This window comes from Lautropia mirabilis (genome assembly GCF_900637555.1).
In the GTDB taxonomy this organism is placed as follows: domain Bacteria; phylum Pseudomonadota; class Gammaproteobacteria; order Burkholderiales; family Burkholderiaceae_E; genus Lautropia; species Lautropia mirabilis.
Genome location: NZ_LR134378.1, coordinates 2557660 through 2576486 on the forward strand (window position 1 = coordinate 2557660; position 18827 = coordinate 2576486).

At 65.8% G+C, this 18827-nt stretch carries 13 protein-coding genes and 1 pseudogene; 7 read left to right on the forward strand and 7 right to left on the reverse strand.

The window, feature by feature from the left end; all coding sequences use genetic code 11:
* Positions 1–28 precede the first annotated feature (28 nt).
* From mglC to mglB, 3 genes are all read right to left on the reverse strand, one after another.
* A complete protein-coding gene (gene mglC / locus EL249_RS10420) occupies positions 29–1060 on the reverse strand; it encodes a galactose/methyl galactoside ABC transporter permease MglC (protein ID WP_005672554.1) in 1032 nt (343 codons plus the stop codon).
* A 14-nt stretch (positions 1061–1074) separates the two neighbouring features.
* Positions 1075–2586 (reverse strand): galactose/methyl galactoside ABC transporter ATP-binding protein MglA, encoded by a 1512-nt coding sequence (gene mglA / locus EL249_RS10425; protein WP_040529667.1) that lies wholly within the window; start codon positions 2584–2586, stop codon positions 1075–1077.
* 82 nt (positions 2587–2668) lie between these two features.
* Positions 2669–3652, reverse strand: a complete 984-nt coding sequence (mglB, locus tag EL249_RS10430) for a galactose/glucose ABC transporter substrate-binding protein MglB (RefSeq protein WP_005672551.1) — start codon at positions 3650–3652, stop codon at positions 2669–2671.
* Positions 3653–4192: 540 nt separating this feature from the next.
* On the opposite strand from mglB, the gene galT reads away from it, so the two are divergent.
* The 3 genes from galT (at position 4193) to EL249_RS10445 (ending at position 7738) form a co-directional block, all read left to right on the forward strand.
* A complete protein-coding gene (gene galT, locus EL249_RS10435) occupies positions 4193–5233 on the forward strand; it encodes a galactose-1-phosphate uridylyltransferase (protein ID WP_040529665.1) in 1041 nt (346 codons plus the stop codon).
* A gap of 180 nt (positions 5234–5413) precedes the next feature.
* Positions 5414–6586, forward strand: a complete 1173-nt coding sequence (gene galK, locus EL249_RS10440; protein ID WP_005672547.1) for a galactokinase — start codon at positions 5414–5416, stop codon at positions 6584–6586.
* Positions 6587–6730: 144 nt separating this feature from the next.
* The gene (locus EL249_RS10445; protein WP_005672545.1) at positions 6731–7738 is read left to right on the forward strand and encodes a galactose-1-epimerase; all 1008 of its coding nucleotides are present in this window, start codon (positions 6731–6733) and stop codon (positions 7736–7738) included.
* Between the two features lie 16 nt (positions 7739–7754).
* Here EL249_RS10445 and greB read toward each other — a convergent pair whose 3' ends face one another.
* Together greB and pmbA are read right to left on the reverse strand one after the other, a co-directional pair.
* Entirely contained in the window at positions 7755–8315 is a 561-nt protein-coding gene (gene greB / locus EL249_RS10450; protein WP_005672543.1) for a transcription elongation factor GreB, read from the reverse strand.
* Positions 8316–8320: 5 nt separating this feature from the next.
* Positions 8321–9799: a metalloprotease PmbA gene (gene pmbA / locus EL249_RS10455; RefSeq protein ID WP_005672542.1), complete on the reverse strand. Its 1479-nt coding sequence runs from the start codon at positions 9797–9799 to the stop codon at positions 8321–8323.
* A gap of 83 nt (positions 9800–9882) precedes the next feature.
* Here pmbA and yjgA point away from each other — a divergent pair, with 83 nt between their 5' ends.
* Together yjgA and mog are read left to right on the forward strand one after the other, a co-directional pair.
* A complete protein-coding gene (gene yjgA, locus EL249_RS10460) occupies positions 9883–10470 on the forward strand; it encodes a ribosome biogenesis factor YjgA (protein WP_005672540.1) in 588 nt (195 codons plus the stop codon).
* 113 nt (positions 10471–10583) lie between these two features.
* A pseudogene (mog, locus tag EL249_RS13615) lies at positions 10584–11186 on the forward strand (molybdopterin adenylyltransferase); the annotation flags it as partial.
* A 548-nt stretch (positions 11187–11734) separates the two neighbouring features.
* Here the strand turns inward: mog and EL249_RS10470 are convergent.
* Positions 11735–14038, reverse strand: a complete 2304-nt coding sequence (locus tag EL249_RS10470) for a RelA/SpoT family protein (RefSeq protein ID WP_169311655.1) — start codon at positions 14036–14038, stop codon at positions 11735–11737.
* Positions 14039–14440: 402 nt separating this feature from the next.
* On the opposite strand from EL249_RS10470, the gene EL249_RS10475 reads away from it, so the two are divergent.
* Complete coding sequence (locus EL249_RS10475) at positions 14441–15772, forward strand: sigma-54-dependent transcriptional regulator (RefSeq protein WP_005672534.1); 1332 nt, start codon at positions 14441–14443, stop codon at positions 15770–15772.
* Positions 15773–15971: 199 nt separating this feature from the next.
* A complete protein-coding gene (locus EL249_RS10480) occupies positions 15972–17336 on the forward strand; it encodes a transglycosylase SLT domain-containing protein (RefSeq protein ID WP_005672532.1) in 1365 nt (454 codons plus the stop codon).
* Positions 17337–17622: 286 nt separating this feature from the next.
* Here EL249_RS10480 and EL249_RS10485 read toward each other — a convergent pair whose 3' ends face one another.
* Positions 17623–18822, reverse strand: a complete 1200-nt coding sequence (locus EL249_RS10485) for a TadE/TadG family type IV pilus assembly protein (RefSeq protein ID WP_169311654.1) — start codon at positions 18820–18822, stop codon at positions 17623–17625.
* Positions 18823–18827 lie beyond the last annotated feature (5 nt).

Consider the following 18827-nt stretch of genomic DNA (forward strand, 5'->3'; position numbering starts at 1 on the left):
CCCGGCAAGCCGGGCCCTGTGTCCGTCATTACTTGCGACGTGCGTTCTTCATCGAGTCCATCGCCACGGCCAGCACGATGATGCCGCCCTTGATGATGTACTGCCAGTACGGGTTCACGCCGATGTAGCTGAGACCGTAGTTCAGCAGCTGGAAGATGATCACGCCCATCACCACGCCGGCCACCGTGCCCACACCGCCGCTGAACGACACGCCACCGATCACGCAAGCGGCAATGGCATCAAGCTCGTACATGAAGCCCAGGTTGTTCGTGGCCGAACCGATACGGCCCGCCTCCAGCATGCCGCCGAAGGCATAGAAGATGCCCGACAGCACATAGATGCCGATCAGGTTCAGCGTGACGTTGACGCCGGACACGGCTGCGGCTTCCGGGTTGCCACCAATGGCGAAGAGGTTCTTGCCGAAGCGGGTCTTGTTCCACAGCACCCAAGTGAACACGATCGCCACCAGTGCATAGATGGTGATGTAGCTGAGGCGGAAGTTGCCCAGCCCGCCCATCGGGATGGAGAAGTAGCCCTGCGTGAAGCTGCGGAACGCACTGTCGAAGCCCGCGATCGGCGCCGAGCCCACCGCGTCGTAGTACAGCGAGTTCACGCCGTAGGCGATCAACATCGTGCCCAGCGTGGCGATGAACGGCGTCACGTTCAGGATGGCCACGATGATGCCGTTGAGCAGGCCGATCAGCGCGCCAATGACGCACACCAGCAGGATGACCGCCGGAATGGGCATCACGCCCATCTCGGGGAACACCTTGTTGACGTTGTCGACGGCCTGCAGCATGGTGGCAGCCACCACGGCAGCCAGACCCACCTGGCGACCCACCGACAGGTCGGTGCCTCGCGTGACGATCACACCAGCCACACCCAGCGCGATGATCATCCGCACCGACGACTGCGTGAGGATGTTGGACAGGTTGGTGATGTTGAGGAAGGTGCTGTCCTGGGTGATGATGACGGCCAGCAGGATCACGAATACGAAATACAGCGCGTATTCCTTGAAGAAATCCCCGGCCATCTGCAGGGGCGTGCGAGAGAAGCTCACGGTGGAATCCTCTTTTACAGGTATTTGGCAGCCAGCTGCAGGATCTCTTCCTGGCTGGTTTCCCGGGTATTGACGATGCCGGCCACGCGACCGTTGCTCATCACCAGAATGCGGTCGGACACACCCAGCAGCTCGGGCATCTCGGACGAGATCATGATGATGCTCTTGCCCTGTACCGCCAGGTCGTTGATCAGCTGATAGATCTCGAACTTCGCCCCCACGTCGATGCCGCGTGTGGGTTCATCCAGCATGAGGATGTCAGGCTTGGTCAGCAGCCAGCGTCCGATGACGACCTTCTGCTGGTTGCCACCCGAGAGTGAGCCGATCTGCGTGCGACGGCTGGGCGTCTTCACGTTCATCGACTTGACGACCCAGTCGGTGTCGCCCTGCATGTTCTTCTGCTGCAGCAGACCCGCATGCTCGTAGTGCGGCATGTTGGCGATGAGCGAGTTGAAGTCCACGCCCAGCCCGGCAAAGATGCCGGTGGCACGCCGCTCTTCCGTCACCAGGGCAAAGCCGTTGCGGATGGCCTTGACGCTGCTGGTGTTGCGCACCTCCTTGCCGCGCACCCGAACCACACCTGAACTGGCCTCGCGGATGCCGAAGAGCGTCTCCACGATATCGGTACGCTTGGCACCCACCAGCCCGGCAATGCCCAGGATCTCGCCCCGACGCAGATCGAAGGACACATCCTGAATGGACGGCTGGTTGCGGGCCGTCAGCCCCCGGACCTCCAGCACGATCTCGGCCGGCTTGTTGGTCTTCTCCGGGAAACGCTCGCCCAGTTCGCGCCCGACCATCATCTTGATGACATCATCGAAGGTCAGGCCCGCGACAGGTCGCGTGTCGATCCACTGACCGTCGCGCAGGATGGTGATCTCGTCGCAGATGCGGAAGATCTCGTCCATCTTGTGCGAGATGTAGATGATCCCGCAGCCACGATCCTTCAGCTTTTCAATGATGCCGAAGAGATGGTTGACCTCCTTCTCGGACAGCGAGGAGGTGGGCTCGTCCATGATGACGATCTTCGCGTTGTACGAGAACGCCTTGGCGATCTCGATCATCTGCATCTGCGAGACCGTCAGCTCGGCCACCTTCTGGCGCGGATCCACGTCGATGCCCAGCTCGTCGAAGATCGCCTTGGTATCACGGTACATCTTCGCATGATCGATGAAGGGCCCCTTCTGGGGATAGCGCCCCAGCCAGAGGTTGTCCATCACCGACACCTGCGGCACCAGGTTCAGCTCCTGGTGCACCATGGAAATGCCGTTCTCCAGCGCTTCCTTCGAAGTGCGGTACGCGACCGGACGGCCGCAGAACAGGATCTCGCCTGCATCGGCGTGGTAGATGCCGAACAGGCACTTGAGCAGCGTGGACTTGCCCGCACCGTTCTCGCCCATCAGGGCGTGCACGGAATGGGGCCTGACCTTCAGCTGCGCATTGTCCAGCGCCTTGACGCCGGGAAAGCTCTTGTTGATGCCGCGCATCTCCAGCAGGAACTCGCCTGCCGGTGCAGCATCGCTCATCGGGGGTGACATCGAAGCGCCTCTTGTTCTTGCGATGACAAGAAACGGGCGCAAGCGCCCGTTTCTCGGCATCAGCGCCGGATCATTTCAGGAATTCACCCAGGTTGTCCTTGTCCACGCCGATGTAGGGCAGACGCAGATAACGCTGCTTGAACTCGTAGCCGGTCCCTTCGGCAACATCCTTGCCGGCGATCAGGTTGGGCAGCACGGCCAGGATGGCCTTGGCCTGAGCAGCACCGTCGTTCAGCACGGTACCGGCCAGGTCACCCTTCTTCACCAGCTGCAGGGCTTCCGGCAGGGCGTCCACACCGAAGATGGGCAGCTTCTTGCCCTGGGCCTTGGCAGCCTCGATGGCACCCATGGCCATGGAGTCGTTGTTGGAGATGATCACCTCGATCCGGTTGGCATTCGGGCCGGACAGCCAGGCCTGGGCAATGTCCTTGGCCTTGGCGGCATCCCAGAGGGCGGCGTCCATGTACAGGCGCTCGGTCTTCACTCCCTTGGCTTCCAGCTCCTTCACGACCCACTCGGTACGGGCCTCGGCATCCGGGTGGCCCGGCTCACCCTTGATGAGGGCGAACTGCAGCTTGCCGTCCTTGTTCAGGTCCCACTCCGGATGGGCTTTCCAGCCCTTGGCGATCAGGTCACCCTGGATCACGCCAGACTGCACCGGGTCGGTACCGATGTAGTAGGCCTTGGCGTAGGAATCGATGGCTTTCTGGCCGGGGTCCTTGTTGAAGAAGATCACGGGGACATCCTGGCCGCTGGCCTTGTCGATGACCGTGGTGCCGGCTGCAGGGTCCACCAGGTTGATGGCCAGCGCCTTCACGCCACGGGCCAGCAGGATGTCGACCTGGTCGTTCTGCATCGACTGGTTGTTCTGCGAATCGTTCATCAGCAGCGAAATGTCTTTCTGCTGCTTGGCGATGCCCTCCAGCGACTTGCGCATGGTGGACATGAAGTTGTCGTCGTATTTGTAAATGGTGACGCCCACGCGATCGGCTGCTTGGGCGGCGGAAGCGAGGGTGGCGGCCGACAGCATGACAGCCAGGACAGTCTTCTTCATTATCGTGATCTCCAGTTTGAAATTGCCCGGGCCAGCCCGATCCGAAAAAAAAACGGACCTGACCCGGAAGACCTTCTGAACAAGCCGCATGCGGCGCGCCAAATATCCGCGCAAATCAGGGAAAACCCTATAGGGGAAAACCCTGACCGTACCGTCGGCCACATTATCCACGGGCATCCATCCATCAAGACGCCCGGAACATGCAGGGTATTCACCTCCCCCTGCCCGGAAAACTGATGGAGCAACCGGACCCGACACCCTGCTCCGACCTGTTCGGAAGATCCTTCGCGACAGAATGATATCCTGCCGTTCGTATTCATTCTTCCACCTTTGCGGCGGCGCGAGTATACCCTCGACCATGGGCATGTGATAAAGTGCTCACCGCTGTCATCATGAAGCAACGCCCGGACGGCGGGGGTCCGAGCCGCATGTCCGGAACCGTCAATGTGTGCGGAAATGGCTTGCCAGTCCGCGCACAAAATGGCAACGTCGGAGACATTTTCAGGCCTCTCGCCGCCCGCTTCGGGCGCAACCAACATCATGTTCGACCCCACCGAACACCCGCATCGCCGCTACAACCCGCTGCAGGACAGCTGGGTTCTGGTCTCTCCCCATCGCGCCCGGCGCCCCTGGCAGGGCCAGCAGGAAAACGTCGACGACACGCCCCGTCCCAGCCATGACCCGAGCTGCTACCTGTGCCCGGGCAACACGCGCATCGGTGGCGAGGTCAACCCTGACTACACGCAGCCTTACGTCTTTCCCAACGACTTCCCGGCGCTGCTGCCCGACACGCCCGAATACCGCTCCGACGATCCGCTCCTGAAGAGCATGGCGGTGCGGGGAACCGCGCGCGTCATCTGCTTCTCGCCCGATCACGGCAAGACCCTGCCGGAACTGCCGCCCGCCGCCATCGAGACCATCATCGCCACCTGGATCCAGCAGTACCGTGAACTGGGCGAACGCTGGCGCTGGGTGCAGATCTTCGAGAACAAGGGCGCTGCCATGGGCTGCTCCAACCCGCACCCGCATGGTCAGGTCTGGGCCAGCGACTTCCTGCCCAACGAGGTCGCCCGTGCGGATGAATCCCAGCGCCGCTACTTCCAGGAAAACGGCCGCAGCCTGCTGCTCGACTATGTCGAACGCGAGCTGCAGGAGCGCAGCCGCATCGTGGTCGAGGGCGAGCACTGGCTGGCCGTGGTGCCCTACTGGGCGGTCTGGCCCTTCGAGACCCTGCTGATGCCCAAGGCCGCACTGCCCCGGCTGATGGACGCCACGCCCGAACAGCAGAAGGATCTCGCCATCGTGCTGAAGAAGCTCACCAGTCGCTACGACAACCTTTTTCACACGAGCTTCCCGTACTCGATGGGCTGGCACGGTGCACCGTTCGGTCAGCAAGACACGGCACACTGGCAGTGCCATGCACATTTCTATCCGCCGCTGCTGCGGTCGGCCACGGTGAAGAAGTTCATGGTGGGTTACGAAATGCTGGCCGAATCCCAGCGCGACCTCACCGCCGAACAGGCGGCCGAGCGGCTGCGCGCCCTGCCCGAGGTCCATTATCGCGAGGCAGCCGGCCGCTGACCTTTTCCCGGCGTCGCTGCCTGGCCATCCCCGCCCATCATCGACGCCGGTTTGCCCTCATTTCCGGGCAACATTCCCTGACGCTTTCATCGCAAGCATCCCGCAAGACGCGACTGGTTCATCCCGGCAAACGCCAGACACGCCGGGCATGAAACACCCGCATCCAACCTCCTTCCGATCATGAGCACCTGCCAGCCCTCCGCCCACGCCATCAAGGACACTACCGCCCTGCTGAAGCAGGAACTGGACGCCACGGCCACCCACGTCATCCGTGCGCCAGGCCGTGTCAACCTGATCGGCGAGCACACCGACTACAACGACGGATTCGTGCTGCCCTGCGCCATCGACTTCGCCACCGAAGTCGCCATCGCGCCGCGCACCGACAATCGCATCCGGGTCGTGGCCGCCGACTATGACAACCAGCGCGACGAGTTCGCCGCTGGCGCACGTCCCCAGCACAGTGACAAGGGCTGGGCCAACTACATCCGTGGTGTCGTCGATGTCTTCATCCAGCGTTTCGGCCCGCTGCCCCATGGGCTGGACATGGTGGTCAGCGGCAACGTGCCGCAGGGTGCAGGCCTCAGTTCGTCGGCTGCGCTGGAAGTGGCCGTGGGCAAGGCGCTGCAGACGGCCTTTGGGCTCGATGCCAGCCTGCGCGACATCGCGCTGCTGGGCCAGCAGGCCGAGAACGAGTTTGTCGGCTGCCGTTGCGGCATCATGGATCAGTTCATCTCGGCACTTGGCAAGGACGGGCATGCGCTGCTCATCGACTGCCGCAGCCTGGAGACCGAAACGGCCGCCATCCCCGACGAACTGCGGGTGATGATCATCGACTCGAAGGTGCAGCGCGGGCTGGTGGGCAGCGAATACAACACCCGCCGCGAGCAGTGCGAGGCTGCGGCCGCCCACTTCGGCGTCAAGGCACTGCGTGATGTCGACCTGGCCCAGCTGCAGGCTGCCCGCGATGAGCTGGACCCGCTCGTCTACCGACGTGCCCACCATGTCATCACGGAAAACGCCCGCACGCTGGCAGCCGCCCAGGCGCTGCGCGCCCATGATGTCGAACGGCTCAGCACGCTGATGGCTGAAAGCCATGCCTCGATGCGCGATGACTTCGCCATCACCGTCCCCCCCATCGATGCCCTGGTGGAGATCATCTCTGCCGTCATCGGCAAGCGGGGCGGCGTGCGGATGACCGGTGGCGGCTTCGGCGGCTGCGTGGTGGCGTTGGTTCCGGATTCACTGGTCGATGAGGTGACGCAGGCCGTTCAGCGCGACTACCCGGCGCGCAGCGGTGGGCTCGTTGCACAGATACACCTGTGTCGTGCCCGCGAAGGCGCACACGTGCTCTGAACAGGCGCGGAAAGGGGGCCCCATCCGGCCCCCAGGGGTCTACGGCTGCCTGCCATTCCACGACCGTATCCGGTACAGGGTCGGACGGACAGCCTCCATGGTGTACCCTGATACGCTTTCGGATCCTCTTCTCCCCCGAACACCATGAAAGAAGCGCTGACCTCCGCCGGACTGACCCTGCACAACCGCCGCGGCATCACCATCGGCCTGCATCCGCTGGGTGCCACCTGGACCTCGTGCCGGCTGCCGCTGCCCGACCAGGTGCGTGAGGTACTGCTGGGCAGTCGCGACGTGGCGGCCATGCTGCTGGAAGGTGGCAGCTATCTGGGGGCCAGCGTTGGCCGCTACGCCGGGCGCATTGCCCAGGCACGTTTTGGCGACCACGTGCTGGATGCCAACCAGCCGCCCCACATCCTGCATGGGGGCCGGCAGGGACTGGCCCGCCAGCTGTGGACGCTGGATTCGGCCGATGAGCACCAGGCCACGTTCCGGATCTTCAGCCCGGCCGGCGACCAGGGTTTTCCGGGCAATCTGAATGCCACCGCGCAGTACCTGCTGGATGACGACGACGCCCTGACGATCGTCTACACCGCCACCACGGATGCACCCACGCCGTGCAACTTCACCAACCACGCCTATTTCAACCTGAACGGCGGCGATGGTGATGACGGTCTGGCCCAGGTGCTGCAGATTCACGCCGATCGCTACCAGCCGGTGAGCACGGACGGCATTCCCGATGCCGCACCTCGTGCGGTGGAAGGCACAGGCTTCGATTTCCGCCAGCCCAAACGGCTGGATGCCGACTTCCTGCGCGATCCCGACCAGCAGAAGGTCAAGGGTTACGACCACAGCTTCCTGCTGGGCGAAGCCCCTTCGGACGCCTCGACCGGCGCTGCCCTGCAGCTGGCCGCTGAACTGCGCTCGGCCGACGGTCGCGTCAGCCTGCAGGTCCATACCGATCAGCCCGCCCTGCACCTGTACACGGGGCAGTACCTGGGCGGCACCGAAAAGCGCGACGGCAGCCACTATGCCGACCTGGCCGGCGTGGCCCTGGAAAGCCAGTTCCCACCGGACAGCCCCAGCCACGGCCGGGCCATCCTGCTGCCCGGACAGACCTACCGGCGCACCACGCGTTTCGACTTCCGCTTCTGAACTTCGCGGATCGGGCTCAGACCGGCGCGGGGTACTCCACCGACTCGATCAGCAGCTCCATCCGCCCCTGCGGCGTCATCAGCGACACTTCATCCCCCTCGCGCGCCTTGATGAGCGCACGTGCCACCGGCGAGACCCAGCTGATCTTGCCGGCCAAGGGATCGGTCTCGTCCACGCCGACGATCTGCACCCGACGCTCGGTGCCGTCGGGCTCGCTGTAGGTGACGGTGGCGCCGAAAAACACCTGATCATTGCCATGGTGTGCCGAGGGCTCGACCACTTCGGCACGGTCGATGCGGCGGATCAGGAAGCGGATGCGCCGGTCGATCTCGCGCAGCCGCTTCTTGCCGTACAGATAGTCGCCGTTCTCGGAACGGTCGCCGTTGGAAGCTGCCCACGACACCACCTGCACCACTTCCGGCCGCTCCACATCCAGCAGGTGGCTCAACTCGTCACGCAGCGCCTGATAGCCTGCACGGGTGATGTAGTTCTTGCCGCCCGGGACCTTCAGCTGTTCCGGCTCCAGGTCGTCGTCGTCATCGGCGTCGTCGTTCTCGCGCACGAAAGCCTTGTTCATGGCTGTTACCCGGCCACTGCCATTTCCTCGATCAGCACAGAACCGCAGGTCTTGGTGCCACGGGTGAGTTCATCGTTGCCCACCGCGACGATACCGCGGTACATGTCGGCCAGATTGCCGGCAATGGTGATTTCCTCGACCGGATACTGGATCTCGCCGTTTTCCACCCAGAAACCGCTGGCACCCCGCGAGTAATCACCCGTGACGTAATTGACGCCCTGCCCCATCACCTCGGTCACCAGCAGGCCGGTGCCCATCTTCTTGAGCATGCGGGCGAAGTTGTCGCCGCGTGCCGTCAGCCGGCTGGACAGGCGCAGGTTGTGCGAGCCGCCGGCATTGCCGGTGGTCTGCATGCCCAGCTTGCGCGCGCTGTAGGAAGATAGGAAGTAGCCCTTGAGCCGACCGCCCTTCACCACATCACGGGCGGCCGTGGCCACACCCTCGTCATCGAAGGGGCCGGTGCCCATCGCCCCGGGAATGAACGGATCTTCCACGATGTCGATATGGTTGGGGAAGATGCGCTTGCCCAGCGAATCCACCAGGAACGATGCCTGCCGGTACAGCGCCGAGCCGCTGAGCGCCTGCACCAGACTGCCCAGCAGCCCCAGCGCCAGCGGTGCCTCGAACAGCACCGGCACCTTGCGGGTGCTGAGCTTGCGTGCGCCCAGCCTGGACAGGGCGCGCTCGGCCGCATAGCGACCCAGGGCCTCGGGCGAGGCCAGGTCAGCCGGCGAACGGGCGGACGAATACCAGCCGTCACGCTGCATGTCACGTCCACGGCGGGCGATGGGCCCGACCGACAGCGTGTGGCGGCTGTGCGCGAAACCATCGCAGAAACCCAGCGAGTTGGCCGACAGGAAGTGGCCATGGCCCACCGAGACGGAAGCGCCATCACTGTTGGCGATCTGCGGGCTGACCGCGAAGCTGGCCGCCTCGATCTCGCGCGCCAGCTCGATGGCCTGTGGCACGGAGATATGCCAGGGCTGGAACAGCGCCAGGCCCGACACGTCGTTCTCACCGCGTGCCAGACGGCGCTCGTCGGGCAGACCGGCAAACGGATCCTCGCCCGTGATGGAGGCAATGTCGTAGGCCGCCCGAACCGTGCGCGCCAGCGCCTGCGGGCTGAAATCGCTGGTGCTGGCATGGCCGCGCCGCTGGCCCACGTAGACCGACACCCCCAGCCCCTTGTCACGGGTCTGCTCGATGGTCTCGACCTTGCCCTTGCGCACCGTCAGCGCGAGCCCCGAGGATTCCGACACCTCGGCCACCACGGCGGTTGCCCCCAGGGCCTTCGCCTGACGCATGGTCTCTTCGACCAGTTCCTGAAAATCCTCACGCCGGTAGTCGAACAGCGGGCGTTCGCCATCCCCGCCTTCCAGATACTGGGCCGGCAGATGCCCGGCACGGGCACGGAGACGGCGCACGGGCTGGCGCGACGAAGCTCTGGCAGCCCCGGCTGCCTGGGCGGAAGAGGACTTTCTCATGGAAAATGGACAAGGGTAAATATTGGGAAAAACCTGACAAGTATCATATAGCACTCGACCATCCATCTTCCACCCGAGCGCTCATGAACCACGGCAGCCGCCACACCGACGCCCCCGACACCGCTCCGGACGCCACACCGTCCACGGACGACGCCCCCATCAGCAAGACCCGCAGGAAGCAGCAGATGCACGCACTGCAGGCGCTGGGCGAGCGGCTGGTGAAGCTGCCGGCCCAGCAGCTGGCCCGCGTGCCGATGCCCGAAGATCTGGCCCAGGCCGTCCACGAGGCCCGACGCACGAAAAGCCACGAGGGCCTGCGACGCCAGATGCAGTACGTCGGCAAGCTCATGCGCAGCGTGGACGCCAGTGCCATCGAGCAGGCCCTGGCCGTGGACGAGGAACGCCACCAGGGCGCCGTACACCTGATGCACCGTGCCGAACGCTGGCGCGACGGCCTGCTGGACGGAAGCCTCTCGCTCACCGATTTCATCGACGAGCACCCGGCCGCCGCCCAGCTGGGGCTGCCCGCACTGCTGGCCCAGGCACGGCGAGAGAAGACTGCCGGCAAGCCGCCCCGTCAGCAGCGCCAGCTCTACCGCCTGCTGCACGAGACCCTGGTCGAAGACTGGCAGCCTGCCGCAGCCCCGCAGGCTGACGACGAGCCCGCCTGATCCCGAACGGGGTTCAGCAACCCGTCATCGGCCCCAGGCCGCCGTGCTTCCCACCTGCCCACCGCCCCCGACGGTTTCCGGGCAGCCCAACAACGACTCTTCCGGTCCCCACCATGTCCACTTCCATCCAAGACACCGCGCCCCTGAAGATCGGTCTCGTCTCGATCAGTGACCGTGCCAGCAGTGGCACCTATCAGGACCTCGGCATTCCGGCCATGGCCGACTGGCTGGACCGGGCGCTCACTTCAACCTGGCTGGGCAACAGCCGACTGATTCCGGACGAGCAGGAAGCCATCAGCCAGACCCTGTGCGAACTGGCCGACGACGTGGGCTGCCACCTGATCCTTACCACCGGCGGCACCGGCCCGGCGCCCCGCGATGTCACGCCCGAGGCCACCCTGGCCGTGGCCGACCGCGAACTGCCCGGCTTCGGCGAGCAGATGCGCGCCATCAGCCTGAACTTCGTGCCCACCGCCATCCTGTCGCGGCAGACTGCCGTCATCCGGGGCAACACGCTCATCATCAACCTGCCTGGGCAGCCCAAGTCCATCCGCGAGATCCTGGAAGGCGTGCGCGATCCGGAAAGCGGCGAGATCCGCATCCCCGGCATCTTCGCCGCCGTCCCCTACTGCCTGGACCTGATCGGCGCCCCCTACATCGAGACCGATCCGGACGTCTGCCGCGCCTTCCGGCCCAAGTCGGCGGTGCGTCCTGCCCCTGCGCCCACAGCGGCTCAGACCGAGCGCCGCATGGATGCCGCCGCCACCCTGCCCACGGCCGAACCTTCCCTGCCTGCACACCCCTCCGGCACCATCCCGGCTGAGCCGATGAGCGCGGCCCCCGACGCCGATCCTGCGCAGGCATCCGAGCCCACGGACAGCGCCGACCCGACGGCCATGCACGCTGATGCCGGCCCCATCGACGAGACCGGCACCATGGAAAACCTCGAACCCATGCGCAGCACGGAAGACGTGCCCGATGAAGGCGCAGCGCCCACCGTGACGGCGACGGATGAAGCGCCCGCAGCCCCTGCCCGGGGGCCCCTGCCCGGCGGCCGCGTCGAGCCCACCATCGGCACCACGGCCAACGCGCCTCACCCCACCGGCCAGTCCATCCAGCAACCCATTCCCGACGACTCCAGCCTGCCCGGACTGGGCTGATCAGCTGCCCCCCCTGAAGGCACGCCCGGCACTCAAGACCGGGCGTGGTCGGCGTCCATCCCCAAGGCGCTCCCCCGCGCTCGGCGTCCAGGGCTCCCCGGCGCTTAGACCCGCCGGCAGCCCATCACCCCCGGAATCTGCCGAATCGCGGTGCGCAGCTTGTCCAGAACCTCGGCCGACGGCACCTCCAGCACCAGCGTGAAGCGCGACAGCTCCTTCACCGTCTGGCTCTGCACCGACAGCAACGGGCACTGCTCGCGCGCCAGCATGTCCAGGACGTCGCGCAACAGACCCGAACGGGCCTCGGCTGTCACCACCACCCCGGCCGAATAGCGCCGGGGCTTGAGCTGCCCTCCCTTGGTCTTCACGGGCTTCTGCCAGTCGTCTCCCCATGAGACCGCCAGTTCGCGCTCGGGCGCCCGCTCGCGCAGCGCGGCCAGCGCCGGGCATCCCTTGCGGTGCACGGACACCCCGCGTCCCCGGGTCACGAAGCCACTGATCTCGTCGGGCGGTACCGGATGGCAGCAGCCGGCCAGATGGGTCATCAGGAAGTCCACCCCCATCACCAGCACCGCGTTCGACCCGGGCGCTGCCGACTTGCGCATCTCCGGCGCTGCTGGCGGTGTCGGCGCAGGGGCCGGTGGCACCACCGGCTCATTGCGGATCGCTGCCTCCAGCGCTCGCGCTCCCACCTCCTCGCGCGCCACGGCCGCGAACAGCGCCTGCGTCGACGGATACTTCAGCCGCTCGGCCAGCACCTCCAGCGACTGCCCCGTGCGTCCCTCACGGGCCAGCGCCTTCTCCACCCGCTCGCGCCCGGCCAGCTGCTCCTGACCACGCGCCTGCGCGTTGAACCACTGCCGGACCTTCTGCCGGGCCCGGTTGCTGCGCACAAAGCCCAGCGACGGGTTCAGCCAGTCACGCGAGGGCCCCGGTTCATCCATGCCCACCCGGGCCTGGACGATCTCCACCACCTGTCCATTGGCCAGCGGCGTGTTCAGCGGCAGCATCCGCCCGTCCACCCGTGCCCCCCGGCAGCGATGCCCCAGAGACGTATGCACGTGATAGGCAAAATCCACCGCCGTGGAGCCCATCGGCAGCTCGATCACCCGTCCCTGCGGCGTCATCGCAAAGATCACGGAATCATCGGCCGTACTGGTCTCCTCACCCGCAATCCGCTCGCCCTGGTCATGCTGCCAGGCCAGCAGCTGCCGCAGCCACGAGATGCGCGCCTGCCCGTCCAGCGACGGCACCACCACCTTGCCCCCCCCGGGAGCGCTCTTTTCCTTGTAGCGCCAGTGCGCCGCCAGCCCGTACTCGGCCGCCTCGTGCATCGCCCGCGTGCGGATCTGCACCTCCATCGGCCGGCCATCGTCAGCCATCACCACCGTATGCAGCGACTGGTAGCCATTGGGTTTCGGATCGGCGATGTAGTCGTCCAGCTCGTCCATCTCCGGCACCCAGCGCTGATGCACCAGGTCCAGCGTCGCATAGCAGTCGGCCAGCGTCTCCACCATCACCCGCAGCGCCCGCAGGTCATGCAGCTTCTCCAGGCTCAGATGCTTGGCCCGCAACTTGTTGTGGATGCTGTACAGATGCTTCGAGCGCCCTTTCACCTGCGCCTGGATGCCGTGCTCGGCAAGCAGCGCCGACAGCTCGGCCGTCGCATTGGCCACGAAGGCATCCCGCTCCGGACGCTTGCTGTCCAGCGCCCGCGCCAGCTCCCGGTACCGCGCTGGCTCCAGGCAACGGAACGCCAGATCCTCCATCTCCCACTTGATGCGGTAGAGCCCCAGACGGTTGGCCAGCGGTGCCAGCACCTGCATCGCCTCCTGCGCCAGTCCCTGCACATCGGCCTCCGACACGGGGGCCACCGACACCCCCGGCTCGACAAGCCCCTTGGCCAGCGACGAGCCCTGGCCCTCGGCGTCATCCCCGGTCCCCCGGTGCGCCGCCACATGGCGCAGCGACTGCAGGGCCGACGCCAGCCGCACCATCACCACCCGCACGTCCCGTGCCATGGCCAGCGTCATGCGGCGCAACACCTCCGGCTGCGACTGCCCCGGCGCCCCCTGGCTGCCGATCAGGGCCGAGAACGACAGGGACATCAGACGCTGGCAGTTGGCCAGCAGCGTGCCCAGGTAGGCGCCCAGCTCCTCGCCCAGCTGCACATCCAGTTCCGCCTGGTCCGGCCAGGGATCGCTGCACACCAGCAGCCCGAGCACCCGGGTGATCGGGTCCGCCCCCTGCAGCTCCAGGACCGCTGCCAGCCCGCGCCCGTGCTTCAGCCTCGCCTCGCCCAGCGCGCCGTGGCCGCTCACCCGCCAGGGCCCCTCACCGTGCGCCGCCAGCCAGTCGAAGGCCCAGGCCAGCATCTCCTGAGAAGTGCCCAGGATCGGCGCAGGCACGGCTGCGCCCTCCGCCGCATCGCCTTGCCGCCCTGTTTCCTCAGCTGCCATCACGATCCCCTCATCCAGCATTTTCAACGAATGTTACGTCATCACACAGGGAATCCGACGACATCCGCCCCACCCCGGGAAAGCCCCCGACGGGGCCTCCACCCGGCACTCAGATAGCCCGGATGACACGACATGCCAACCTGACGTGACCCGGTAACCAGCCCCTGCATCACGCAAAGTTTGTCACATCCACTGACAGAAGGCCTCGGCAGAACCTGTTGCGCTAACAACACAATGCAACAAATATCATTCCGCCAACATTGGGGGTGGACAAAGCGTGCAGTATGTCCTTAGGGGTTTTTTTTCTTTCTGATGGAATACCCGACACCTAGACGACCACCCCATCCGTCCATGAGCAACAAGCACCTTATGATCGTGGAACTCTCGCCCGAACATGCCATCGGGCTGCAGAACTCCCCGCTGGCGAGAGACGCCCTGCTGATCCAAGGTATCAAGAAAGCCATCGTCAAGCTGCACAGCACCGAAGTCGACGTCATCGTGCTCGACTTCGGCACGCACGGTGGCCCCAGCCAGGCCAACTCCCCCGTGGACGCCTGTCGCCAGCTGACCGCGGCCAGCCCCAACGCCAAGATCATCGCCATCGGTGCCACCGATGACTACCTGGCCGGCCAGCTGCTGCTGCCCAACGTCTACGACGTGCTGGCCTACCCGTCCGACACCCAGGTCCTGCCCTATGCCGTGCAGCGCGCCCGCCGCCTGCAGCAGATCCGCCTGCACAACATCAGCCTCACCAAGGTCCGCCCGCTCAACGAGCTGATCCCGGGCCTGATGAGCAGCGATGCTGCCGTGCGCCGCGTCGTCAAGCGCGCCCGTCGCCTGCTGGGCCACAACCTGCGCATCCTGATCCAGGGCGAGCCCGGCACCGGTCGCAAGACCCTGGCCCACTACTTTGCCCAGTACAACGGCCAGCGCCCCGGCACCGACAGCGCCCAGCTGCCGGCCGTGCCGATGCCTCCGATCGTCAGCTGCAACCGCTACACCCGCGGCATCGACATCGAGGTCGCCTTCCGCAAGGCGACCACCGAGTACCAGGGCACCGGCCAGCCCATCGTCATCCTGGAAAACGTCGAGCAGCTCGACCCCACCACCCAGACCGAGCTGCTGTACCTGATCCACAACAGCGAGACGCGCTGGAAGGATGTCAACACGCTGCCGCAGATCATCAGCATCGCCAGCCCGTCGCTGGGCAACCGCATCGTCGAGGGACAGTTCCGCCGCGACCTGTACGATCGCCTGGGTCAGGTGCACCTGTGCCTGCCGGCCCTGCGCCAGCGTGGTGACGACGCCCGCGAACTGGCCCAGTGGCTGCTGAACCAGGCCCACCAGGAGAACCCGGACAAGCCCCGCATGGTGCTCTCGGACGATGCCCTCGTGGCCATCAGCCGCTACACCTGGCACGGCAACATCACCGAGCTGCGCAACGTCATCCAGCAGGCCATGCTCACCACCGACGGCGTCGTCATCCAGGCATCCGACCTGGCACTGCCCGCCAACGAGACCCTGCCGCCGGTCACCATCAAGCATGCCCGCGACGAAGCCGAACGCGATGCCATCATGCGCGCCCTGAAGGACGCCAACGACAACATCGCCAAGGCCGCCATCACCCTGGGTGTCAGCCGCCCCACGCTCTACGACCTGTTGGCCAAGCACCACATGCGCTGAAAACGGCAGCCGCCCCGGGGCCTGGCCCCGGCCTGCACCTGTCCAGGCCCCCCTGGAACCGGGTACTGCGGTAAAATACAGGGGTACGGTACACCGTCCCCCGTCAGATGGACGGTGCAGCCTGATGGCCGCACCGTTCTGTCGTTTCCGTGCCCGGGTGGTGTTCCTTCGGGCAGTGTCTCACTCCAGAGGTGATTCCTTGGCTGCGAACCCCAAACGGGCTCCCCTCAGCGCCCGACATCTGCTGGGCTCCACGCTCCTGCTGCTGTCCGCCTCCGCTGCCGCCCAGACCGGCGGCCCCATCGGCGGTCCGGTCGGCGCCCCCACCGGCGCCAATGGCGCCACCGGCGGCAGCTACTACCAGGGCAGCCGCGGCGCACTGGCCTCGCCCAACGGCAACTGGTCCTCGGGCCGTGCCGGACGGGGTGCCTACGGCATGGACCGCCGCAACCAGTCCTACAACACCTACCGGGCCACCGGCTACGAAGTCCAGCCCCAGATCCGCAACGTTCCCGGCCAGGCCCAGCCCAGCGCCGCGCTGCAGAAAAAGGTGCGCCCTGGCCAGGAAGATGCCACCCGGCGCGTGGCCGGCAACACTCGCCGCAGCATCGACGAACCCATCAACCTGTCCTCACTCACCAAAAAGGTGGCGCGCAAGGAAGTCAGCGCCATCGAGCACTACCGCGACATGGTGCAACAGGGCATGATGGCCGAGTCCGGCCTCTCCGGTCGTCCGGACTATGGCCGTGCCCAGGCCCTGTACTGCGAGGCCGCCCGCGGTGGCTACCCCGACGCCATGGTGCGCCTGGGCTGGATCTACGAGGAAGGCAAGGGCGTTCCCAAGAACACCGACATGGCCGCCACGCTGTTCCAGCGCGCAGCCCGCTTCGGCAGCGACATCGCCCAGGACCTCACCCAGCGCTACAAGATGGGCAAGGAAGTGCTGCCCCCCTGCGTCAAGGGCAGCATCGTCGAGAAAGGCTCTGCCGAGCGCTCGGCCAGCGTCACCGAACTGGCTGCACTCAGCAACCACACCGCACGCAGCCGCAATCCGGTGGCCGGTGCGGCACGCACCAAGATCGTCAACCACGTCATCGCCGAGGCCCGCAAGTACAAGCTTGATCCTCGCCTGGTGCTGGCCGTGATGTCCACCGAATCCGCGTTCAACCCCAACGCCCGTTCCGATCGCAACGCCTTCGGGCTCATGCAGATCATCCCGGAAACGGCCGAGCGCTTCGGTGTCACCGACATCATGGACCCGGTGCAGAACATCCGGGGCGGCATGGCCTACCTGCGCTGGCTGCTCAACTATTACCGGGGTGACGTGAGCCTGGTGCTGGCCGCCTACAACGCCGGCGAAGGCGCCGTCGACCGCTACAACGGCGTGCCGCCCTATGCCGAGACACTGGCCTACGTCCAGCGCATCCGGGCCGCCTACCCGTTCGACTTCCACCCCTACGATCCCAGCGCCACGGCCAGCAGCTCGATGTTCAAGGAAAAGGGAAAGCCGAAGGACACCACGCTGTCGGCCAACCAGCCGACCTCCCGTGACCGCAACAGCTGAACCACAACAGCTGAGATCGTCCGGGATCGTTCCAGGCCCCCTGCATGAAGGGGCCTTTCAGACCGCCTGAAGCAACAAGGCCCGCCTCATCGGCGGGCCTTCTCATTCATGACCGGGCCTTGTCACTCACTGGCATGGATCCGAGCCGCGAACGGCCCAGGCAATCGACAGACTCACAACGGAAACAGCCGTCCTGAAACGGCCATCGCCCACGCTGTCCGCTTTGCGCGCACCTGACCTGCTATCTGGCTACCGGGTCCATCGGTAGCCCATCCTCCAACCGGAATCAACCCGCCGTCTCGCCCTTGTCCTCACCATCTGCCGTCGTGCAGACCGCAGGATGCACGGCCGGTGCTGAAGCATCAGGGGGCGTGGACATCAACGGTTTCGGATCCACCAGTCCCAGCAAACTGCCCCCCGTCGTCGTGCCGGTTCCCTGACCCACAGTGCCGCCCGACGACAGGTTGGGCACCGCACCTGCCGACGCCTGGCCCTGTCCCAGACCCCAGCGAACCGGCCCCTTCTCCGGCATGAAATAGGAAGGATCATGCCGCTGCGGCGCAGGTCCCGTATTGCTCTGCACCGGTGTGCGTTGAGGTACCGGACGCAGCGTGCCGGCGCCCAGCGTGCCCCCCTGGCCCATGGGCACATTCGACTTCACGGCAGCCATCAGCAGGGGTGAGCGCCGTGCAGGCGACATCATCCGCGTCGTGGCCACCACCTTCACCGGAATCCGTCCCTGCAGGTAATACAGGCAGTTGCCGCTTCCGGCCGTCCCCTGGGCCACCAGGCCCGTCAGTGAATCACAGCCGTGGATCGTGCGCATGGCCTTCAGGAACAGGGTGGACACGCCGGGTACCCGCAACGGTACCCCGTAGGTCACCTCCAGGCGAAGCATGTTGGCATCGGCCAGCGTCTGACCGGAACTGCGCCCGATCGGCTCGTTCCCGCGATAGCCAGACGCCCCACTGGCCGGCATCGTCTTCTCACGCCGGTTGTCCAGGTTGTCGTTCGGAATCTCGTCCTGACCGGCAATCTTCTCGCCAAAAGGATCCAGCGCCGGCCCCGCCCAGTCCGAAAAACTCTCCAGCGTCGGAGACAGCTGCTTCACCTCGATCCACTGGGCAGCACGACCGCCCGTTACATGCAGCCGCGCCTGCTGCTCCTTCAGCATCTTCTCGGCCATGCTGCCTGCCCCATACAGCCATGGCACCAGCCCGCTGGCCAGGCCCTTCAGGATCGCCTCCTCGCCCGCATGCTCGACCGCGCCCGCCCGTGTCGCCTCCTGCAGCGCATACCCCACCGACTGGCGCGCATGAAAGACCAGCACCATCTGCACGACGGCCATACCAACCAGCAGCAGCCCCGGAACAGCCACCACCAGCTCCACCATCGACACGCCACGCTGCCGATGTCCCTGCAGCCTTCCATCTCGAAAATAGGGTACGGCGGACGACGCGGATACTGCCATGAGGGAATTGTTCATGATGA

Coding starts and splice junctions, on each gene's coding strand:
- mglA (WP_040529667.1), bottom strand. CDS start 2,586: ATGAGCGATGCTGCACCGGCAGGCGAGTTCCTGCTGGAGATGCGCGGC.
- mglB (WP_005672551.1), bottom strand. CDS start 3,652: ATGAAGAAGACTGTCCTGGCTGTCATGCTGTCGGCCGCCACCCTCGCT.
- galT (WP_040529665.1), top strand. CDS start 4,193: ATGTTCGACCCCACCGAACACCCGCATCGCCGCTACAACCCGCTGCAG.
- galK (WP_005672547.1), top strand. CDS start 5,414: ATGAGCACCTGCCAGCCCTCCGCCCACGCCATCAAGGACACTACCGCC.
- EL249_RS10445 (WP_005672545.1), top strand. CDS start 6,731: ATGAAAGAAGCGCTGACCTCCGCCGGACTGACCCTGCACAACCGCCGC.
- greB (WP_005672543.1), bottom strand. CDS start 8,315: ATGAACAAGGCTTTCGTGCGCGAGAACGACGACGCCGATGACGACGAC.
- pmbA (WP_005672542.1), bottom strand. CDS start 9,799: ATGAGAAAGTCCTCTTCCGCCCAGGCAGCCGGGGCTGCCAGAGCTTCG.
- yjgA (WP_005672540.1), top strand. CDS start 9,883: ATGAACCACGGCAGCCGCCACACCGACGCCCCCGACACCGCTCCGGAC.
- EL249_RS10475 (WP_005672534.1), top strand. CDS start 14,441: ATGAGCAACAAGCACCTTATGATCGTGGAACTCTCGCCCGAACATGCC.
- EL249_RS10485 (WP_169311654.1), bottom strand. CDS start 18,822: ATGAACAATTCCCTCATGGCAGTATCCGCGTCGTCCGCCGTACCCTAT.